This window comes from Bosea sp. ANAM02 (assembly GCF_011764485.1).
Lineage (GTDB): Bacteria > Pseudomonadota > Alphaproteobacteria > Rhizobiales > Beijerinckiaceae > Allobosea.
Map to the genome: position 1 here is coordinate 4225639 of NZ_AP022848.1, position 14334 is coordinate 4239972.

The 14334-nt window shown below is 63.5% G+C and carries 20 protein-coding genes; 8 read left to right on the forward strand and 12 right to left on the reverse strand.

What is annotated here, in order from left to right:
* Positions 1 to 89: 89 nt before the first annotated feature.
* From OCUBac02_RS20200 to OCUBac02_RS20220, 5 genes are all read right to left on the reverse strand, one after another.
* Positions 90 to 1652 carry a type I restriction-modification system subunit M gene (locus OCUBac02_RS20200; protein WP_173048161.1) on the reverse strand — a complete coding sequence of 521 codons (1563 nt, stop codon included), beginning with the start codon at positions 1650 to 1652 and terminating at the stop codon, positions 90 to 92.
* A gap of 264 nt (positions 1653 to 1916) precedes the next feature.
* Positions 1917 to 2678: a tyrosine-type recombinase/integrase gene (locus OCUBac02_RS20205; RefSeq protein ID WP_173048162.1), complete on the reverse strand. Its 762-nt coding sequence runs from the start codon at positions 2676 to 2678 to the stop codon at positions 1917 to 1919.
* Entirely contained in the window at positions 2675 to 3013 is a 339-nt protein-coding gene (locus OCUBac02_RS20210; protein ID WP_173048163.1) for a hypothetical protein, read from the reverse strand. The genes OCUBac02_RS20205 and OCUBac02_RS20210 overlap by 4 nt, the downstream gene beginning before the upstream one ends.
* Before the next feature lie 227 nt (positions 3014 to 3240).
* Positions 3241 to 3483, reverse strand: a complete 243-nt coding sequence (locus tag OCUBac02_RS20215) for a hypothetical protein (RefSeq protein WP_173048165.1) — start codon at positions 3481 to 3483, stop codon at positions 3241 to 3243.
* A 147-nt stretch (positions 3484 to 3630) separates the two neighbouring features.
* Positions 3631 to 4491 carry a helix-turn-helix domain-containing protein gene (locus OCUBac02_RS20220; RefSeq protein WP_173048166.1) on the reverse strand — a complete coding sequence of 287 codons (861 nt, stop codon included), beginning with the start codon at positions 4489 to 4491 and terminating at the stop codon, positions 3631 to 3633.
* A 3-nt stretch (positions 4492 to 4494) separates the two neighbouring features.
* Between OCUBac02_RS20220 and OCUBac02_RS20225 the strand changes: the two genes are divergently transcribed.
* Genes OCUBac02_RS20225 through OCUBac02_RS20240 form a run of 4 tightly spaced genes read left to right on the forward strand, consistent with a single transcriptional unit; the run spans position 4495 to position 5901 of the window.
* The gene (locus OCUBac02_RS20225) at positions 4495 to 4713 is read left to right on the forward strand and encodes a hypothetical protein (RefSeq protein WP_173048167.1); all 219 of its coding nucleotides are present in this window, start codon (positions 4495 to 4497) and stop codon (positions 4711 to 4713) included.
* 2 nt (positions 4714 to 4715) lie between these two features.
* Positions 4716 to 5465: a hypothetical protein gene (locus OCUBac02_RS20230; protein WP_173048168.1), complete on the forward strand. Its 750-nt coding sequence runs from the start codon at positions 4716 to 4718 to the stop codon at positions 5463 to 5465.
* Between the two features lie 2 nt (positions 5466 to 5467).
* Entirely contained in the window at positions 5468 to 5659 is a 192-nt protein-coding gene (locus tag OCUBac02_RS20235; RefSeq protein WP_173048169.1) for a hypothetical protein, read from the forward strand.
* Positions 5656 to 5901, forward strand: coding sequence for a hypothetical protein (locus tag OCUBac02_RS20240; protein WP_047576330.1), 246 nt, complete (start codon positions 5656 to 5658; stop codon positions 5899 to 5901). Before OCUBac02_RS20235 ends, OCUBac02_RS20240 begins: the two co-directional genes overlap by 4 nt.
* Before the next feature lie 249 nt (positions 5902 to 6150).
* On the opposite strand, the gene OCUBac02_RS20245 is transcribed toward OCUBac02_RS20240, so the two are convergent.
* Positions 6151 to 6408, reverse strand: coding sequence for a hypothetical protein (locus OCUBac02_RS20245; protein ID WP_047576326.1), 258 nt, complete (start codon positions 6406 to 6408; stop codon positions 6151 to 6153).
* Positions 6409 to 6699: 291 nt separating this feature from the next.
* On the opposite strand from OCUBac02_RS20245, the gene OCUBac02_RS20250 reads away from it, so the two are divergent.
* The 4 genes from OCUBac02_RS20250 (at position 6700) to OCUBac02_RS20260 (ending at position 8114) form a co-directional block, all read left to right on the forward strand.
* Positions 6700 to 7026 carry a hypothetical protein gene (locus OCUBac02_RS20250; protein WP_173048170.1) on the forward strand — a complete coding sequence of 109 codons (327 nt, stop codon included), beginning with the start codon at positions 6700 to 6702 and terminating at the stop codon, positions 7024 to 7026.
* A gap of 159 nt (positions 7027 to 7185) precedes the next feature.
* On the forward strand, positions 7186 to 7320 hold the full coding sequence (locus OCUBac02_RS27535) for a hypothetical protein (RefSeq protein ID WP_280528829.1): 135 nt from the start codon (positions 7186 to 7188) through the stop codon (positions 7318 to 7320).
* A gap of 132 nt (positions 7321 to 7452) precedes the next feature.
* Positions 7453 to 7764: a hypothetical protein gene (locus OCUBac02_RS20255; protein ID WP_047576323.1), complete on the forward strand. Its 312-nt coding sequence runs from the start codon at positions 7453 to 7455 to the stop codon at positions 7762 to 7764.
* Positions 7765 to 7946: 182 nt separating this feature from the next.
* Positions 7947 to 8114: a hypothetical protein gene (locus OCUBac02_RS20260; protein ID WP_173048171.1), complete on the forward strand. Its 168-nt coding sequence runs from the start codon at positions 7947 to 7949 to the stop codon at positions 8112 to 8114.
* Positions 8115 to 8594: 480 nt separating this feature from the next.
* Here the strand turns inward: OCUBac02_RS20260 and OCUBac02_RS20265 are convergent, their stop codons facing one another.
* Genes OCUBac02_RS20265 through OCUBac02_RS20290 form a run of 6 tightly spaced genes read right to left on the reverse strand, consistent with a single transcriptional unit; the run spans position 8595 to position 14299 of the window.
* Positions 8595 to 9272: an SDR family NAD(P)-dependent oxidoreductase gene (locus OCUBac02_RS20265; RefSeq protein ID WP_197933281.1), complete on the reverse strand. Its 678-nt coding sequence runs from the start codon at positions 9270 to 9272 to the stop codon at positions 8595 to 8597.
* A 31-nt stretch (positions 9273 to 9303) separates the two neighbouring features.
* Entirely contained in the window at positions 9304 to 10629 is a 1326-nt protein-coding gene (locus OCUBac02_RS20270) for an NAD(P)/FAD-dependent oxidoreductase (RefSeq protein WP_173048172.1), read from the reverse strand.
* Positions 10622 to 11386: an amino acid ABC transporter ATP-binding protein gene (locus OCUBac02_RS20275; RefSeq protein ID WP_280528830.1), complete on the reverse strand. Its 765-nt coding sequence runs from the start codon at positions 11384 to 11386 to the stop codon at positions 10622 to 10624. The genes OCUBac02_RS20270 and OCUBac02_RS20275 overlap by 8 nt, the downstream gene beginning before the upstream one ends.
* Positions 11383 to 12882, reverse strand: coding sequence for an argininosuccinate lyase (argH, locus tag OCUBac02_RS20280; protein WP_173048174.1), 1500 nt, complete (start codon positions 12880 to 12882; stop codon positions 11383 to 11385). Before argH ends, OCUBac02_RS20275 begins: the two co-directional genes overlap by 4 nt.
* Before the next feature lie 27 nt (positions 12883 to 12909).
* The gene (locus OCUBac02_RS20285) at positions 12910 to 13626 is read right to left on the reverse strand and encodes an amino acid ABC transporter permease (protein WP_052232089.1); all 717 of its coding nucleotides are present in this window, start codon (positions 13624 to 13626) and stop codon (positions 12910 to 12912) included.
* 10 nt (positions 13627 to 13636) lie between these two features.
* Positions 13637 to 14299 (reverse strand): amino acid ABC transporter permease, encoded by a 663-nt coding sequence (locus tag OCUBac02_RS20290; RefSeq protein WP_047576315.1) that lies wholly within the window; start codon positions 14297 to 14299, stop codon positions 13637 to 13639.
* Positions 14300 to 14334: the final 35 nt, after the last annotated feature.

Genomic DNA, 14334 nt, shown 5'->3' on the forward strand with positions numbered 1-14334 from the left:
TCGACAGTGGGAGCCGTCTTGTTCACGCAGTCCACTATGTCCAGACAGAGCTCGGAAATTGCGCGGCGAGGCCAGTGCGAGCCCATCGGTCAGACCTCCAAAAGCTCGGCAACGTTCCGCGAGATTGCCGCCTGGAGCTGTGCGGCTTCCACGTTGAGCTCCTCCAGCTCCTCCTGGAGCGCTTCCAGCTTCACTCGGAATTCCTCTTCGTCATGCTTCTGCCCCGGCGCGACCCCGACATAGCGCCCCGAGTTCAAGCTCCAACCTTGCTCCTCGATCTGCTTTCGCGTTGCCACCCGACAAAGGCCCGGCACGTCGCGATAACGGCCCTCCGGGAACGCCTCGGCCATCCGCGTCGCACTTCCCGCCTCTGTCTCCACGGGCTCGCCGCGCCAAAGGCGAACGATGTTGCCGAGAAATTCGATCTGGTCCGGGTCGAACATGCGGTGCGCTCGCGTCACCTGCCGGTACAGGTTCCGTGCATCCACGAACAGCACCTGGTCGCCACGCGGCCCCTTCGCCTTGCCCTTATCAAGGAACCAGAGGGTCACCGGCAGGGTCACGGTGAAGAACATATTCGGACCGACCGCAATGATGCAGTCCACGGCGCCGGTCTCTATGAGCTTACGTCGCAACTCCAGCTGTCCACCCTTTCCTTCGTCGCTGGCGCTATTCGCCATAACGAAACCGGCCCGGCCGGAGGGGTTCAAGGCTGCGTAGAACAGGTTGATCCAGAGGTAATTGGCGTTGTTGACAGTGGGTAGGCCAAGAGGGAACCGAGCATCAATTGTCCCTGCCTCGTTTGCCAGCTTCGTTCGGTCCACCTCCGACTGGTTGAAGGGCGGGTTGGCCATCACGAAGTCGAACCGGCCGATCAGCTTATGCGGATCGTCGTAATAGCTGCTGGCCTCACGCAGATCGCCGGAGAGCCCATGGATCGCGAGGTTGAGACGGCAGAGGCGGAGCGTATCGGCCATCTTCTCGACGCCGAAGACGCTGATCTCGCTCTCCGGGGCCTTGTGATGGCGACGGACGAACTCGGCGGAGTGAACGAACATGCCGCCTGAACCACAGGCCGGGTCGAGGATCGCCCCGTGATAGGGCTCAATCACCTCGACGATGAGCTTCACGATGGACGCGGGAGTGAAGTACTCCCCGCCCTTCTGCATGAATGAGGAAGCGAACTGCCCCATGAAGTACTCGAAGATGAGCCCGTAGGCGTCCCCTTCGATCTTCAACGGCGCCAGGAGGCGCAGCAGTTCCTGCAGGACGGCGTTGGGCAGACCTTGATAGCCCTGAGGCAGCGCACCTGCGAGGTCCGGGTTGGCCTCGGCGATCCCCTTCATGGCGGCATTGAGCTCGGCTCCGAGATCGGCGGTGCCCGGCAGCGCCAGCAGGCGCGAGAAGCGGGCCGTCTCCGGGAGGTAGACCGCACCACGGGCCTGATAGTCCGCCGGAGTGGCCTTCAGGCGGCCCTTGAAGTGAGGCTCCAGGTCCTTGTGGACGGCTTCGAACTTGGCCTCCATCTGGCGCAAGGCGATGAGCGCCAGCACTGGCTGCGCGTACTGGTCGGGGCGCAGGTTGCTGTTCGTCCAGAGTTGATCGGCCGCGGCGAACAAACGCCGCGAGATGTCTTGTAGGTCGATGGCCACTTGTCCCCCGAAGGTGTCGGTCTTTGGCGATCAACCTAGCGCAACCGCCGCTCGTCGCACTAGCTCAACTGGGCCACACTCGGTCTCAAGAAGGGGAGTTGGCCTGGGTACACGAAGCGGGTACACAGGGGGCATTCGGCGAGAGAAAAAACGCTTGTTTTTCAAGGCGCCGGGGGTACGGACCGTCAGTCCTCTCCTGGGCACCACTCAGCTTTCTACCGAGCTGAAATCATTGGTATTATCCTCTCAAAATCCCGCACCAGATCATACGGTGCGGGATTTTGCGTTCACGGGCTGTGCTTCCTCCTCCGGTATTTGATCCTCCGGCTTCAGTACCGGCAGGAGCGTTTGAGCCGCCGCAGCAGCGCGTCGCGCCCGGTCAGCCTTCTTGATGTAGGTGGAGCTCTGCTTGCTCCCTTCGGCCCATCCGAAGATGGCGTTCATCTGCGCCTCGGTCGCGCCGCCTTCTGCCGCCCTGACCGCTCCGCACTTCCGCAAGCCATGCGCCCTCCCCGGCACGCCAGCCTCCTTGCACTTCTTGGCGAACCAGTTGCCGAACGACGCCTTGTCGAAAGGCTGGCCGCGCGACGTGGCGAGGAAGGTCAGCTCTCCGCCCTGAGTCGCATCGATCGACGTCTGCAGCGGCGGCAGCACCGGGAGGATGACGACCTCTTCCGTCTTCTCAGTTCGAATCGTGAGGAGCCCGCGCCTGACGTGCGGGCGGCCGATCCTCACCACGTCGCCGCGGCGCAGCCCGGTATAGAGCAGCAAATCCATGGCAAGGCGCTCACGCGTCCCGATGGGCCACTTGGCCTCGAACTTCGCGACCTCGTCTTCATCCCACGTGTGAAAGCCTTCCCGGTTGTCGGTCGACAGTAGCTTCACGCCGATCGTCGGATCAGCCTCAACGTGCTCGTTCTTCACGGCCCAGCCGAACAGGGTCCGCATGGCCTTCAGGAAGTTGTTGGCGGCGTGAGGCTTCTCTTTCCGCCGGTCCCTGCCCTCTGCAATCTTGGCTTTCGTCACTGCCTTGTAGGGCTTGTCCCCAATTTTGGCATTACGGTGCGATAGATTGCGCCGCGCTGCTTACGGGTGGCGGCACTGATTTCGTTCGACCAATCGGCGCTGGCCATATAACGCGCCACCAGCCACGCCAGGGAGCCCGCCTTGTTCTCAGGCTTGCTCGCACGGGCTTCCGCCGGCTTGCCTTGCAGGGCGGCTGTGTAGGCGTCCCAGAACTCGGGCGTATCGAATGTCTCGCGGATCCTGACGCGCGGCCCGTGACCGACACGGACGAAATACACCACCGTCCCATGACGGGTGCGCTCGCGGCGGAGATGGAGAGGCAGCTTGCGGACCATGGCTACATCTCGAAATCGTCGTCGGACGGCTCTACAGCGACCTGAGGTGGCGCTGGAGCCTGCGACGGGAAGGGTAACACGGAAGGGCTATCGCTTGTCTCGATAGCAACGCCATCCGGCCGCGCCACGATGCGCGTGATCACGAGCCCAGCCTGGCGAGCTGCGCGGATGGCGCGGTTCACATCAGCTTGCGTAACGAGGGCCGGACGGCGGGGCATGGCCGATCCTCAGAACGGGATATCGGCGTCGAGATGGCTGCTGCCGCCACGGGTAGCGGACCGCAGCATGTCGGCATGGTCGCGCAGGCGCATCGCCCCAACCTCATGCGCCGCGATCTGCTCATGGTCGTGATGGATCGCGCGCCAGAGCGCATCTCGACCAATCTCGACGGGATGCGCCCGAAGGATGGCTGCGACCTCACTGCGCGAGGCGGCGTCAGTGAACTGCTTCGCGATCGTGGATACGACCATCGCTCGCGTGCCTCCTTCACTATCGGGCACGATACGGAGCGGATCGTTGAAGGCGGATTCTGCGCGGGTCGTCAGTATCTCCCTTGTGACAGGAGATACGATGTTTTCTACAGAAAAATCAGTCAACTGTCATGTTGGATATTTCTGTCATTGATCAATTGGGACTTCGCGATAGAGGCCCGTCACCAGGCCGGTAATCGTGATCCATCCGTCATCTGTAGAGTACGAATTCACAGATCCCATGCTGGCCCCGCCGATGCGATAGGCATCGAATTCCTTCGTGGAGGCTGGCACAAGTTCGAAGCCACCAGCTACAGGCTCAACGATACGGGCAGCATGCTCGGTCAACCCAACCGGGTGCAGGGTATGGCTGATTGTGACGATTTGCCCCCTTTTCAGAGCGATATGAAGCGTGTCGTCTTCGAAGGGAGGAGTGGCAACATGAAGGATATCGCCTCTCTGCAACCCCCTCAGCTCCAAAGCTTCGTCGGCAAGCCTGAACAGCTGCATATTCCAAGCGGGCAGCCGTTCGTCGCGGGCTATAGGGTACTCACGCTCCGAGGTATCGATGTCTTGCCTACCGCCGAATTCGAGTTTTCTCCTGAATGTCCCACTGGACAATACGAGACTCACTCGGTCCATCATCAAATCAGCGAAGTAACCAATACCTTTCTCGGTCGCTCCACCTACAAGATATTCAATCGAGCACTGAAGCGGCCCAGTCAGCTTTTCAAGCGTATCAAGTCGTGGGCTCGTCGAGTTCCCGGACAGAATATCCTGTATCGCTGACCGACTAAGTCCCGCCTCCAAGGACGCCCCAGACGCACTTTTCTTAACGACTTCTAGCCGTTCTCGAATTCTGTCCGCCAAGCTCATTTCCACCCCTTTCATTGGCGGCAATATCCGACATTTCGCGATCACGATACATGCAGATATTTCCTTCATATATTTCTTTTGGTGGAAATTTCTGTAGATGGTTAGCGAATGGAAAACGAGTTTCGAAGCCACTTGTTGGCAGTCGCCGCGCTCTATGCCTCCGCTGCAGGGTGCGCGCTGTCCACCGTCTCGCGGCGCTGCCGCAATGACAGTTCATTCTTCGAGCGGATAGCCGACCCGGCCAAGAGCTTCACCGCCCGCACGTACGATGAAGTCGTGACGTGGTTTGAGATGAACTGGCCCGAGGGCGCGCCAAAGCCACCCCCGCTCCGCATCGAGCAGCCGGCGGCCTGACCGTGGCAACCTCGCTCGATAGCGACACGCCCGGCGATGCCGATCGACCAGACCACGGCCCGAAAGCACGCTGGCGGCGATCTGCGCTGCGCTCCTGCTCCGGCAAGGCACGCGCCATTGCGCTCGTTGCCGTGCTGACGCCGGTCTTCAACAGACAGATGGAGTCGTTCGTCGGCAATAGCTGGCTCCAGGATGAGACTGGCGTGGACGAGCGATCGATCCGCTACGGCCTCGGTGACCTCGTCAAGGCGAAGCAGATCACGATCGATCTGAACGGCCCGAAGAGGGTTATCAGGGCCATAGTTCCCGCTGCCCAGCCCGCCGAAAAGCCGGAACAAATCATTCCGGGTAAGGCGGAACAAATCGTTCCGGGTAGCGTCGGCGAAAAGGCGGAACGATTCAGGTCAAAAGCCGGAACAAATCGTTCTGCCATAGTAGGGAGTAGACTCCCCCTACCCCCTCGCACTGAGCTTGAACGTTCGGTTGTACTCGCCGCTGCGCGGGATGGGACGCCGTTTCGTCCTGGCGAGTTCCCGTCATGGATGGATGACGATGCTTCGCATCTTGGGGCGCCTGCCCCTGCTCCCCTGGCTCCCTCCGAAAAGCCCTTGTCGCGTAGCGACGCCAGCTCGACGCAGGGGCAGAGCGATGGTCCGGAGCGCTGCAAGCTCGACCGTTCTGCAATCGCTCGACCGTTCAAGATGTTGAGGTTCCGCAGGCGCGCGAGGTCGAGCCGGGCCCCGTCGAGATAGCAGTGCTGACCGAGCTCGGCCGCGGCAACCTGAGCATCGGCCGTGAGATCGGTGGCTTCGTGCCAACCGATGCGCTGGACCGGCTGCTGGAGCACGCCAGGCAGCTCGGCATCGCCGCCTGCAAATCGGAAATCTTGAATGTTCGGGAGCTTGGGTTTGCCCGGCTCCGCGCTGCCGGGAGGGCATCGGCATGAGCGACATTGCCTCCGACCTGTTCGAATGGGCAGCCAACCGGCCGGCGGAAAAGGTCGTCGACTTCATCTCGGTTCGAAAGACGCTGCCGCGCTGGCAGAACCGCCAGCCACTCGCCGGGTTCGATCGGGCCATGGCGCGGCGCGCTGGCACCATGGCGCTCGCGCCGATCCTGTTGTTCCCCGTGATCCATCCGGCCGCGCACCTGGCCTATGTCGACGGGCCATCGAGGGCGCAACGATGACCGCCCCCACACCAAGGGTTGGCACCGTATCGCCGATGACCATGGCACGCGGGTCGTTCTCGCTGAGCCCGATCGCCCTCGCGCAGGCTGGGTGACGTGCTGGAGATCCCGCGCCGATGCCGAGAGCGGTGAGATCGCCCGGGCAGTGTTGTTGCGGCATGACGAGTTCGCGCGACGCGTCGTCGAGCGCATCGAGACGGAGGCCACGCCATGCCCCGTCTGAGATGTGTGCGATCGTGTCCCGTTCGCTTATCGCGGTCCCGCGCGCTGCACCTTTGCCACCGCGATCAGCTGCTCGAGCTCTGGTCCGTTGATGGCGGTGTCGCCCTCGTTGCCATGGATGTGGAGATCCGGGAGCGGCTCCTGCTTCCCAGCCTCGGCGATGAACTTCAGGCCGTCGTGCACCGTGTCGAAGTTCCGGGATGGTGTGTCGGTGCCCCAGAAATGGATTGTGCAGGGCATGCTGCCTTGCACGCCAAGGATCTCGGTCGCTTCTTCCGTCATCATCGATGCAGCTCCACCAGCGCGTTGACGCAGCGCCCTCAAGCAACGGTGGCGCATGCCGGTGGTTCCGAGGCCGGGGGGGCGGGTCGCCAAATCCTCACCGCCAAGGGGCCGCCACCGCTCAAGGTCTCATTCGCAGATTTTTTTCTGGGGCACTGAATCCCTGAGCCGAAATCAGGGGCCCCGGCGAAATCAAAACTCTGCACAGCGACCCCATTTTTTCGGTCATTTCGCAGCTTTCATGGCGAGTTTGAAAAGCTCGGGGCTTTGAAAATACGGGAGAAAATCAAAGCCATGACGGCGATTTCAATTGCTGATGTCATGCCGAAAGGCCTGACGAAGGCGCAAAAAAGCGCGTTCAGGCGTGTTTGCGACATGCGAAATGCGGCGGGCGATCCGGTTTCCGCAATCGAAGTCGATGCCGTGGTCGACTACGTCGACGCGCGCGCCCGCCTCGCCGCGCTGCAGAAGATCGCCCGGCGAGAGCATCGCGATAATCCGCTTGTCCTGAACTATATTCTTCCTGTTGAGGCGGCCGTTGAACGAGCTGCCGCGACCTGCCGTCGACTGGGCCGCGACCTCCGCCTAACCAGCGCGGGACCGACGAGGGCGAAGCGTTGACCGGGGCCGCGCGATACCTGGGCGGTTTGCACGTCCCGGCACCGCTGGCGTAATGGCGAGGCCCAGCGCGTGCGCTCACCATCGTCGCAATCAGCGCGCCAGCGCCGCCACCGGGCTCGCTTGAAAGCGGGCCAGGTTGTCGCGCCCGTTGAAGTGTCCATGCCGGTGATTGAGGCGCTGATCGACCTGCATTGGCTGCCTGTTGAAGTGTCAGAGGATCGCAAGCAGATCGCGAAGGCGATCGCTTCCATACTGGACGAGATGGCGGTCGCGATCGCGCGCAGGAAAGCGTGACGCGTCGACAGTATCGCGCTCCGGCATGTGCCCATGATAGGGCCATGACACACGCAAATCGCCCGATCCCGGTTCGTCCAGGTCTCTCGCTCCGGCGCTGGTGACCAACCAATTTCGCCTTTAGTCCGTGCGGTGTTCTGCGAGTTCCGCAGCGCGGTGGATCCCGAGGTAAAAGGCGCCGACGCTGCAAAGGTGTGCCGCCACTTCTATCGCGAAGACGTCGAAACTCTGGCCTTCATCAAGGCGACAACCGCTCCTGGGGCGACGACGAGTGCGACATTTGGCGCTGCGCTGGTCGGCAGCACGGTCGGTGAATTCCTTGCCAGCTTGGCGCCAGCGAGCGCCGCCGCTGCTCTCATCACGGCCGGCATCAGCGTGGACTTGCAGACCTACCAACAATTGGCACTGCCCGTCCGGATGACCAGCCATACGGCCAGGCCTTAGGTCGCCGAGAACGAGCCGATAGGGGTCGCTTCGTACGCATTCGGCCACATCACGCTCGGCCCGGCAGGCAAGATGGCGGTTATGGCTGTGGCATCACGCGAGCTGCTGAAGCGCTCCAATGCCGAGGCCATCTTTACCTAGAGCGGGTCGCGGATTGGCCTGAGCGGACTGCCGCCTCCCTCGTGCCCATCGCCGGCCAGCGGCGCGAGGCCGCGATCCTGATTGTTCTTGGTCATCTCGGGTATCTGTTCATTGGGGCGACAGCCATCCCGGCTGCGCTTTCCCGTTCGTCCCCCGGACTCGAAGAAGGCGCCGTCTCCGGCGCCTTCTTCGTCATCACCAGCGTCTAGTGGTCCGGCTCAGGCGGCGAGCCTGAAGAATTGGCTGCACTCGAACAGCCAGCGCTCGATCATATCGAGCAGCACATGGCGGGCATGGGCCATCGCCTCCTGCCAAAGCCAGTAGAACCGCTCCGGCTGATCCCAATATCCGTTCGGGCTGGTATGATCCGGAACGGCTCGTCGGCTCAGATTCGCGGGGGTTCCCGAAATCGGGTTCCGATAACCCTTCCTCCATCAAACGTCGCACGGAGCGCAGTTCGGCCAATGTGCAACTCTGGCCCTTTGCCGACATGGGCAACGTCTGCTTGCTGGGAGTCCAACTCGCTCGGCGACGCGAAGCTCAAAGTGGACCCTAGCGGACATCCCGAAGGTCCGCTTCCGGGTACCGCAGTGAGTTTTGCAGCGGAGCGGCTGAAACTGGTCCTCTCTGACCTTTGACGTGTCTGCTTGAAGGCCTGACGGTTGGCGCGACGAAAGCTCACTAAGCCATCAATACATGGCCTCATAGCCGCAATTGATGACCAGTTCGGAGATGGATGCCGTGTTCGGCAATCGAACGATCATCGCCACCAGATTGGCGACATCCTGCGGCTGAGTCATCTGCTCCGGAGAAATGGTCGAGTTCGCCGTCATGTCGGTCGCGACATAGCTTGGGCACAGAGCGAGAGCGCGCACCCCGGAAGCGAAGGCCGCCTGACGTACCGCATGGGACAGCCCCATCATGGCGAACTTGCTCATCTGATAGCCAGCATTGCCGTTTCGGACGCGTTTGCCGGACAGCGAGGCGACATTGACGACGCGGCCCTCTCCGCTCGCATTCAGATGCGGCAGGGCAGCCTGGATCAGGCGGAAAGGCGCCTTGACGTTGATTGCGAGCAGATCGTCCAGGTCGGCAGGATCGCCGCTTTCAAGTGAGACTTCACGCAGGATGCCGGCCGCATTGACAAGAACGTCGATCCGCCCGAAGCGTGCCATCGTTTCCGCGACCCAGGCAGCCTCATTTCCGGGCTCACCAGCCTCGTAAGCAAAGGAAGCCAGCCCGGCCGGCGCGAAGCCCTCGCCCGGCGAGGCTTTCGCATCGCGGATGCCAAGGCTGAGCGCAAAGCCCTGCCGTCCGAGTTCGGCCGCGATCGCGCGGCCGATGCCGCGGCTCGCGCCGGAGACCATCGCGACCTTCGCCATATAGTTTCTCCGTCGCTCAGAGCCCGGCTGCGCGGCGCGCGATCGCATCCTGCAGGTGATACCAACCACTGACGATCGGCAGGAACCATGGTCTGCCGTCGTAGAACGGCACCGGAATCTTCGGGAAGGATGGGTCATCGAAAGCGCTGCTGCGGTTCTGCCGGCCGAGCAGCTTCAGAGCGGACTGATGTCCGAGATAGGTCATCAGCGCGACGCCGTTCCCGTTGCAGCCAATCGCGAAATCGATGCCGTCCTGCCTGCCCATATGGGCGATCTTGTCAGCGGTCATCCCCACTTTGCCGCTCCAGCAATGCGTAACGCGGTAGCCGGCGAGCTGCGGCCAGACCTTGATCATCATCGCGTGAAGTCGTGGCGCCGCCTCGCGCTCCGGCAGAGTGAACATGCCCGGCCGGCTGCCGAACAGGATGCGCGTACCGTCCGGCGACGGGCGCGCGTAGATCAGCTCCTTGCGTGAATCCGTGATCATGCGCCGGCCCGTATTGATCTCAGCGATCAATACGGGCGGCAGTGGCTCGGTCGCGATCTGGTAGCTGCGCACGCCGACGACCTTCTTGTGCAGGAAGCCGCTCGCCTTGTCGCTATAGCCGTTGGTGCCGAAGAAGACCTGGCGTGCCTTGATCCGCCCGCGCCCGGTCTCGACCTCGTGTAAGCCGTCGACGGCCGGGCCTACCTTCAGAACCGGCGCATGCGAGCGCAGGATCGCGCCGTTGGCAGCGGCGAGCCGGCGCAGCGCCCGGTGGTATTTCGCCGGATGCAGGCCGCCATAGTCATCGATGACGATGCCGCCATGATAGTAGTCGGTCCGCGTGATCTCGTCCTGGCGGGATTTAGGGATCTCGTGGACGGTGACGCCCGTGTGCTTCGCCAGCAGTTCACCCTGGCGCCGCAGCCGGTCGTAATGCCTCGGTACGTGAGCGGCGAAATAGCGGCCAAAGACGCCGAGATCGGCATCGAGCTCCTTCTCGCGGATGAGGGTCTTGAGATGTTCGTAGGAGGACAGGGAGTCTTCCAGCAGGCGTCCCATGCGAGCCGCGTCGACGCCCTTGATGGCGCCGCCGATGACGAGCTTCTGCCCGCTTGAGACCATGCCGCCTGAACGGGTCGAGGCGCCGGCACCGAGATCCTCGGCGTCGACCACCGTGACGTCGACGCCGTGGCGCGCGAGCTCCGCGGCAGCCGAAAGCCCGCAATAACCCGAGCCCACCACGAGGACGTCCGTCTGCTCGGGCAGTGGCTCGCGCGCTGTCTCGGGCGGAGCCGCATCCCACCAATAGGGATCGGTCGTGAAGCCGGGGGCCAGCACGCCAGACGATTCAGCCATGGTCTTTGGCTCCGAAGGATTGGATATTCGACAGGAAGGCGCGGCTGCGCTCGTGACGCGGATTCGCGAAGAAGACGTCGGGCGCTCCCTCTTCGACGATTGCGCCGTCGGCCATGAACACGACGCGGTCGGCGACCTCGCGCGCGAAGCCCATCTCGTGAGTGACGACGACCATGGTCGCGCCCTCACGTGCGAGACCCTTCATCACATCGAGCACGCTGGAGATCGTTTCCGGATCAAGTGCGGAGGTCGGCTCGTCGAAGAGGATCGCGCGCGGCTGCATCGCCAGCGCGCGCACGATCGCAACTCGCTGCTGCTGCCCGCCAGAGAGGGCTGATGGGTAGTCCTGCGCCTTGTGGGCGAGACCAACTTTCGTCAGCAGATTCTGTGCCCTCGCCTCGGCCTCGGCGCGTGGCAGCTTCAGTCGGCGCCTCGGCGTCAGCGTCATGTTATCGAGCACGGTGAGATGCGGAAACAGCGCATAGTCCTGGAAGACCATGCCGATCTCGGTCCTGAGCTGCTGCCAAGCGCTCTCGTGATGGATGTCGACCGGACGGCCAGCGATGGCGAGCGCGCCCTCGTCCGGCCGGACCAAGCCGTTGATGCAGCGGATCAGCGTGCTCTTGCCGGAGCCGCTCGGCCCGATCAGCACCACGACGCTACCGGCCTCGATATCGAGGTCGATGCCACGCAGCGCGCGATGCGTGCCGAAGCGCTTTCCGATGCCGCGCAAGCTGATCAGCGGTGCGGCGCTCATGCGGCGAGGTCCGCCAGATCGCGCTTCAGTGCATCGCGCGTCGCCTGGAGCCGGCCCCGGCGCTCGGCGAGCAGGGCGCGGTTGGTTTCGAGGCGCCCCTGAGCTGCCGCGACCGAACGAGCAACGGCGTCGGGCGCAGGGCCGCCCGGCAGGCTGCGCCCAGCGACGCTCTCGCTCGGGTCTAGGCTGCGGCGGACCCGTTCAGCGTCCAGCTTCAGCGGCCGGCCGAGCTGGTCGAGCGCCGCCGTGTCAACCATCTCCGTCGTGATGCCGTCAGCGGCGAGCCCGGCATCCATCGCGGCGCGCACCACTCCGCCGACGACATGATGCGCCTCGCGGAAGGAGAGATCGGCTTCGCGTACCATCAGATCGGCGAGATCGGTGGCGGAAGCGAAGTCCTCCGTGACACGCCGCTTCATCAGCGTCGCGTTCGGACGGCCGGTCGCGACGACGAGATCGAACAGCGAAAGACAGCGCACCGTCTCCTCGCCCGCCTCCCAGACGCCGCGCATCGTCTCGCGGTTGCCGTCGATCGTGTTGGTGAAGTGGGTTCCCTTCACCGCCGTCGCCGAGGCGACATAGAGGCCGAGCAGGTGGCCGGCCTTGCCCTTGAGGTGCTCCAGCACGACCGGATTCTTCTTCTGCGGCATGATGCTGGAGGTGCCGGTGACGCGGTCGGGGAACTCCACCGTCTGGAACTCGTGCGAGACCATCACGTGGAAATCCTGCGCGACGCGGCTCCAGCCGAGCGCGATCTGCGACAGTCCGGCGAGGATCTCCAGCCCGAAATCGCGGGTCGCGACTGCGTCGAGCGTGTTCTCGATCAGCCCCTCGAAGCCCAACGAAGAAGCCACCGCGTAGCGATCGATCGCAAAGGCGGTTCCAGCCAGCGCGCCGGCGCCGAGCGGGCTGATGTTGGTACGAGCCCACGCATCGGCGAGACGGTCGAAATCCCGTCCCAGCGCCTGGGCCACGCCGGCGAGGTAGAAGCCGTAGGTCACGGGTTGGGCCGGCTGGAGATGGGTATAGCCGGGCATCACCGCGTCGCGGAAACGAAAGGCGCCGTCGAGCGCGTGTTCGGTGACCGAGAGCAAGGCCTGACCGGCGTCGAGCAGCAGGTCGCGGGCGCGAAGCCGGTCGAGCGCCGAGGTCAGATCGTTGCGGCTGCGGGCAATATGCAGCCGCCCGCCGACATCGGTGCCTACGAGCTTGATCAGATGCGCTTCGTAATTGAAGTAGGAATCCTCGCGCTGCGGATCGAGCTCGACGACCTCCGGCCCTTCCTGCTCCATCCGCAGCAGGCCGGCGGCGAGCGTCTTCGCGACCTCGGGAGAGATCAGCCCGCAACGGGCCAACATCAGCGCATGAGCCTGATTCAGGTCGCTCATATAGCCGAACACGGTGCGGAAATCGCGAGCGAGGCGGGGGGCGTAGATGTGCTCGCAGACCTCCTGCGCGACCGGCTCGGTGAGGCGGCGACTGACTTTCGATTCCATTTCGGATCCTCAGGATATCTGTTGAGATCAGGGAAGCTGCGGGGCGGCCTCGACCATCGCGGGCGCGCCAGGTTGCGGGCGGCGCTGGTCGCGCTTCAGCCGGCGTTCGAGCCAGCGGCCGAACCAGGTCAAGCAGGAGCAGATGACGAAATAGACGAGCAGCACCGCTGCGTAGACGATAAACGCCGGGTTCCAGCCCTCCATCGTCGTTGTGCGTTCGACGATGATCTGGCCGACCTTGAAGAACTCTGTGACGCCGACGAGCGCGCCGAGCGAGGTTGCCTGGACGAGCAGCGTCAGAAGCCCGACGAAGGGCGGCAGGATGGCCTTGAGCGCCTGCGGCAGCGTGACGAAGGCGTAGATCTCCCAAGTCTTCAGGCCGAGTGCCGCTGCGCTCTGCCATTGATGCTTTGGCACAGCGTTGAAGCCACCGCGCACGATCTCGACGCCGTTGGCGCTGCCCCAGAGCGACAGGCCGACCGTCGCGGCGACGAAAGGCGACAGATCGAGCCCGAACAGCGGCGCGACGAAGAAGACCAGGAAGATGTTCACGATCAGCGGGATGTCGCGGAACAGCTCGACATAGATCTTCACGACCAAGCGCAGCCACTTGAAACGCAGCGTCGCCAGCGTGCCGAGCGTGAAGGCGATGATCGTGGAGCAGAATAGCGTCGCCAGCGCCAGTGTCAGCGTCATCTGCAGACCCTGGAGGATGAAAGGCAGGTTGCGGATCAGTAGTTCCATCGCCGCCCCCTCACATCCGGAAGGGCGCGTTGAGCCGGTACTCGATCCGGTTCGCGGCGAAGGAAAGCATCAGGACGAGCACGAGATAGATCACGCAGAGCGCGGCAAACATCTCCAGCGTGCGGAAATCCATCGAAACGCGGTCGAGCGCGACGAAGGTCAGTTCGGCCAGCCCGATCGCCTGGAGATAGGAGGAGTTTTTCAGAAGCGAGATCGAGGTGTTCAGCATCGCTGGCAGGCTGACGCGGATGGCGAGCGGCGCCGCGACGAGGCGGAAGAAGCGCCAGGGCGTCAACCCGAGCGAGAACGCGGCCTCGCGCAGGCCCTTGCCGACGGTTTCGAGCCCGCCCCGGATGTTCTCGATCTGATAGGCGCCAGCCCAGACCGTCAGGCTCAACACGCCCGACCAGAAGAGCGAGAGCCGGATGCCGATGCCCGGCAGCCCGTAGAAGATGAAGAAGAGCTGGGCGAGCAACGGCGTGTTGCGAATGAACTCGACATAGCCGATTACAAGCTTGTCGATTACGGGCACGCTCAGCACCCGCGCGGCGGCCCCAAGCACCCCGACGATGATCGAGGCGACGATGGCGATCAGGCTGACCTGGATGGTCAGCCACAGGCCACCCATCAGCGCGGGCCATTTCTCGACGAGATAGGAAAAGTCGAATTCCACGGGATCCGCGCCTCGAAGGGGGCAAGGAGGCCGGG

Coding starts and splice junctions, on each gene's coding strand:
- OCUBac02_RS20275 (WP_280528830.1), bottom strand. CDS start 11,386: ATGAGCGCCGCACCGCTGATCAGCTTGCGCGGCATCGGAAAGCGCTTC.
- OCUBac02_RS27535 (WP_280528829.1), top strand. CDS start 7,186: ATGCCGGTGATTGAGGCGCTGATCGACCTGCATTGGCTGCCTGTTGAA.
- OCUBac02_RS20240 (WP_047576330.1), top strand. CDS start 5,656: ATGAGCGACATTGCCTCCGACCTGTTCGAATGGGCAGCCAACCGGCCG.
- OCUBac02_RS20270 (WP_173048172.1), bottom strand. CDS start 10,629: ATGGCTGAATCGTCTGGCGTGCTGGCCCCCGGCTTCACGACCGATCCC.
- OCUBac02_RS20210 (WP_173048163.1), bottom strand. CDS start 3,013: ATGGTCCGCAAGCTGCCTCTCCATCTCCGCCGCGAGCGCACCCGTCAT.
- OCUBac02_RS20215 (WP_173048165.1), bottom strand. CDS start 3,483: ATGGTCGTATCCACGATCGCGAAGCAGTTCACTGACGCCGCCTCGCGC.
- OCUBac02_RS20285 (WP_052232089.1), bottom strand. CDS start 13,626: ATGGAACTACTGATCCGCAACCTGCCTTTCATCCTCCAGGGTCTGCAG.
- OCUBac02_RS20265 (WP_197933281.1), bottom strand. CDS start 9,272: ATGGTCTCCGGCGCGAGCCGCGGCATCGGCCGCGCGATCGCGGCCGAA.
- OCUBac02_RS20250 (WP_173048170.1), top strand. CDS start 6,700: ATGACGGCGATTTCAATTGCTGATGTCATGCCGAAAGGCCTGACGAAG.
- argH (WP_173048174.1), bottom strand. CDS start 12,882: ATGGAATCGAAAGTCAGTCGCCGCCTCACCGAGCCGGTCGCGCAGGAG.
- OCUBac02_RS20245 (WP_047576326.1), bottom strand. CDS start 6,408: ATGATGACGGAAGAAGCGACCGAGATCCTTGGCGTGCAAGGCAGCATG.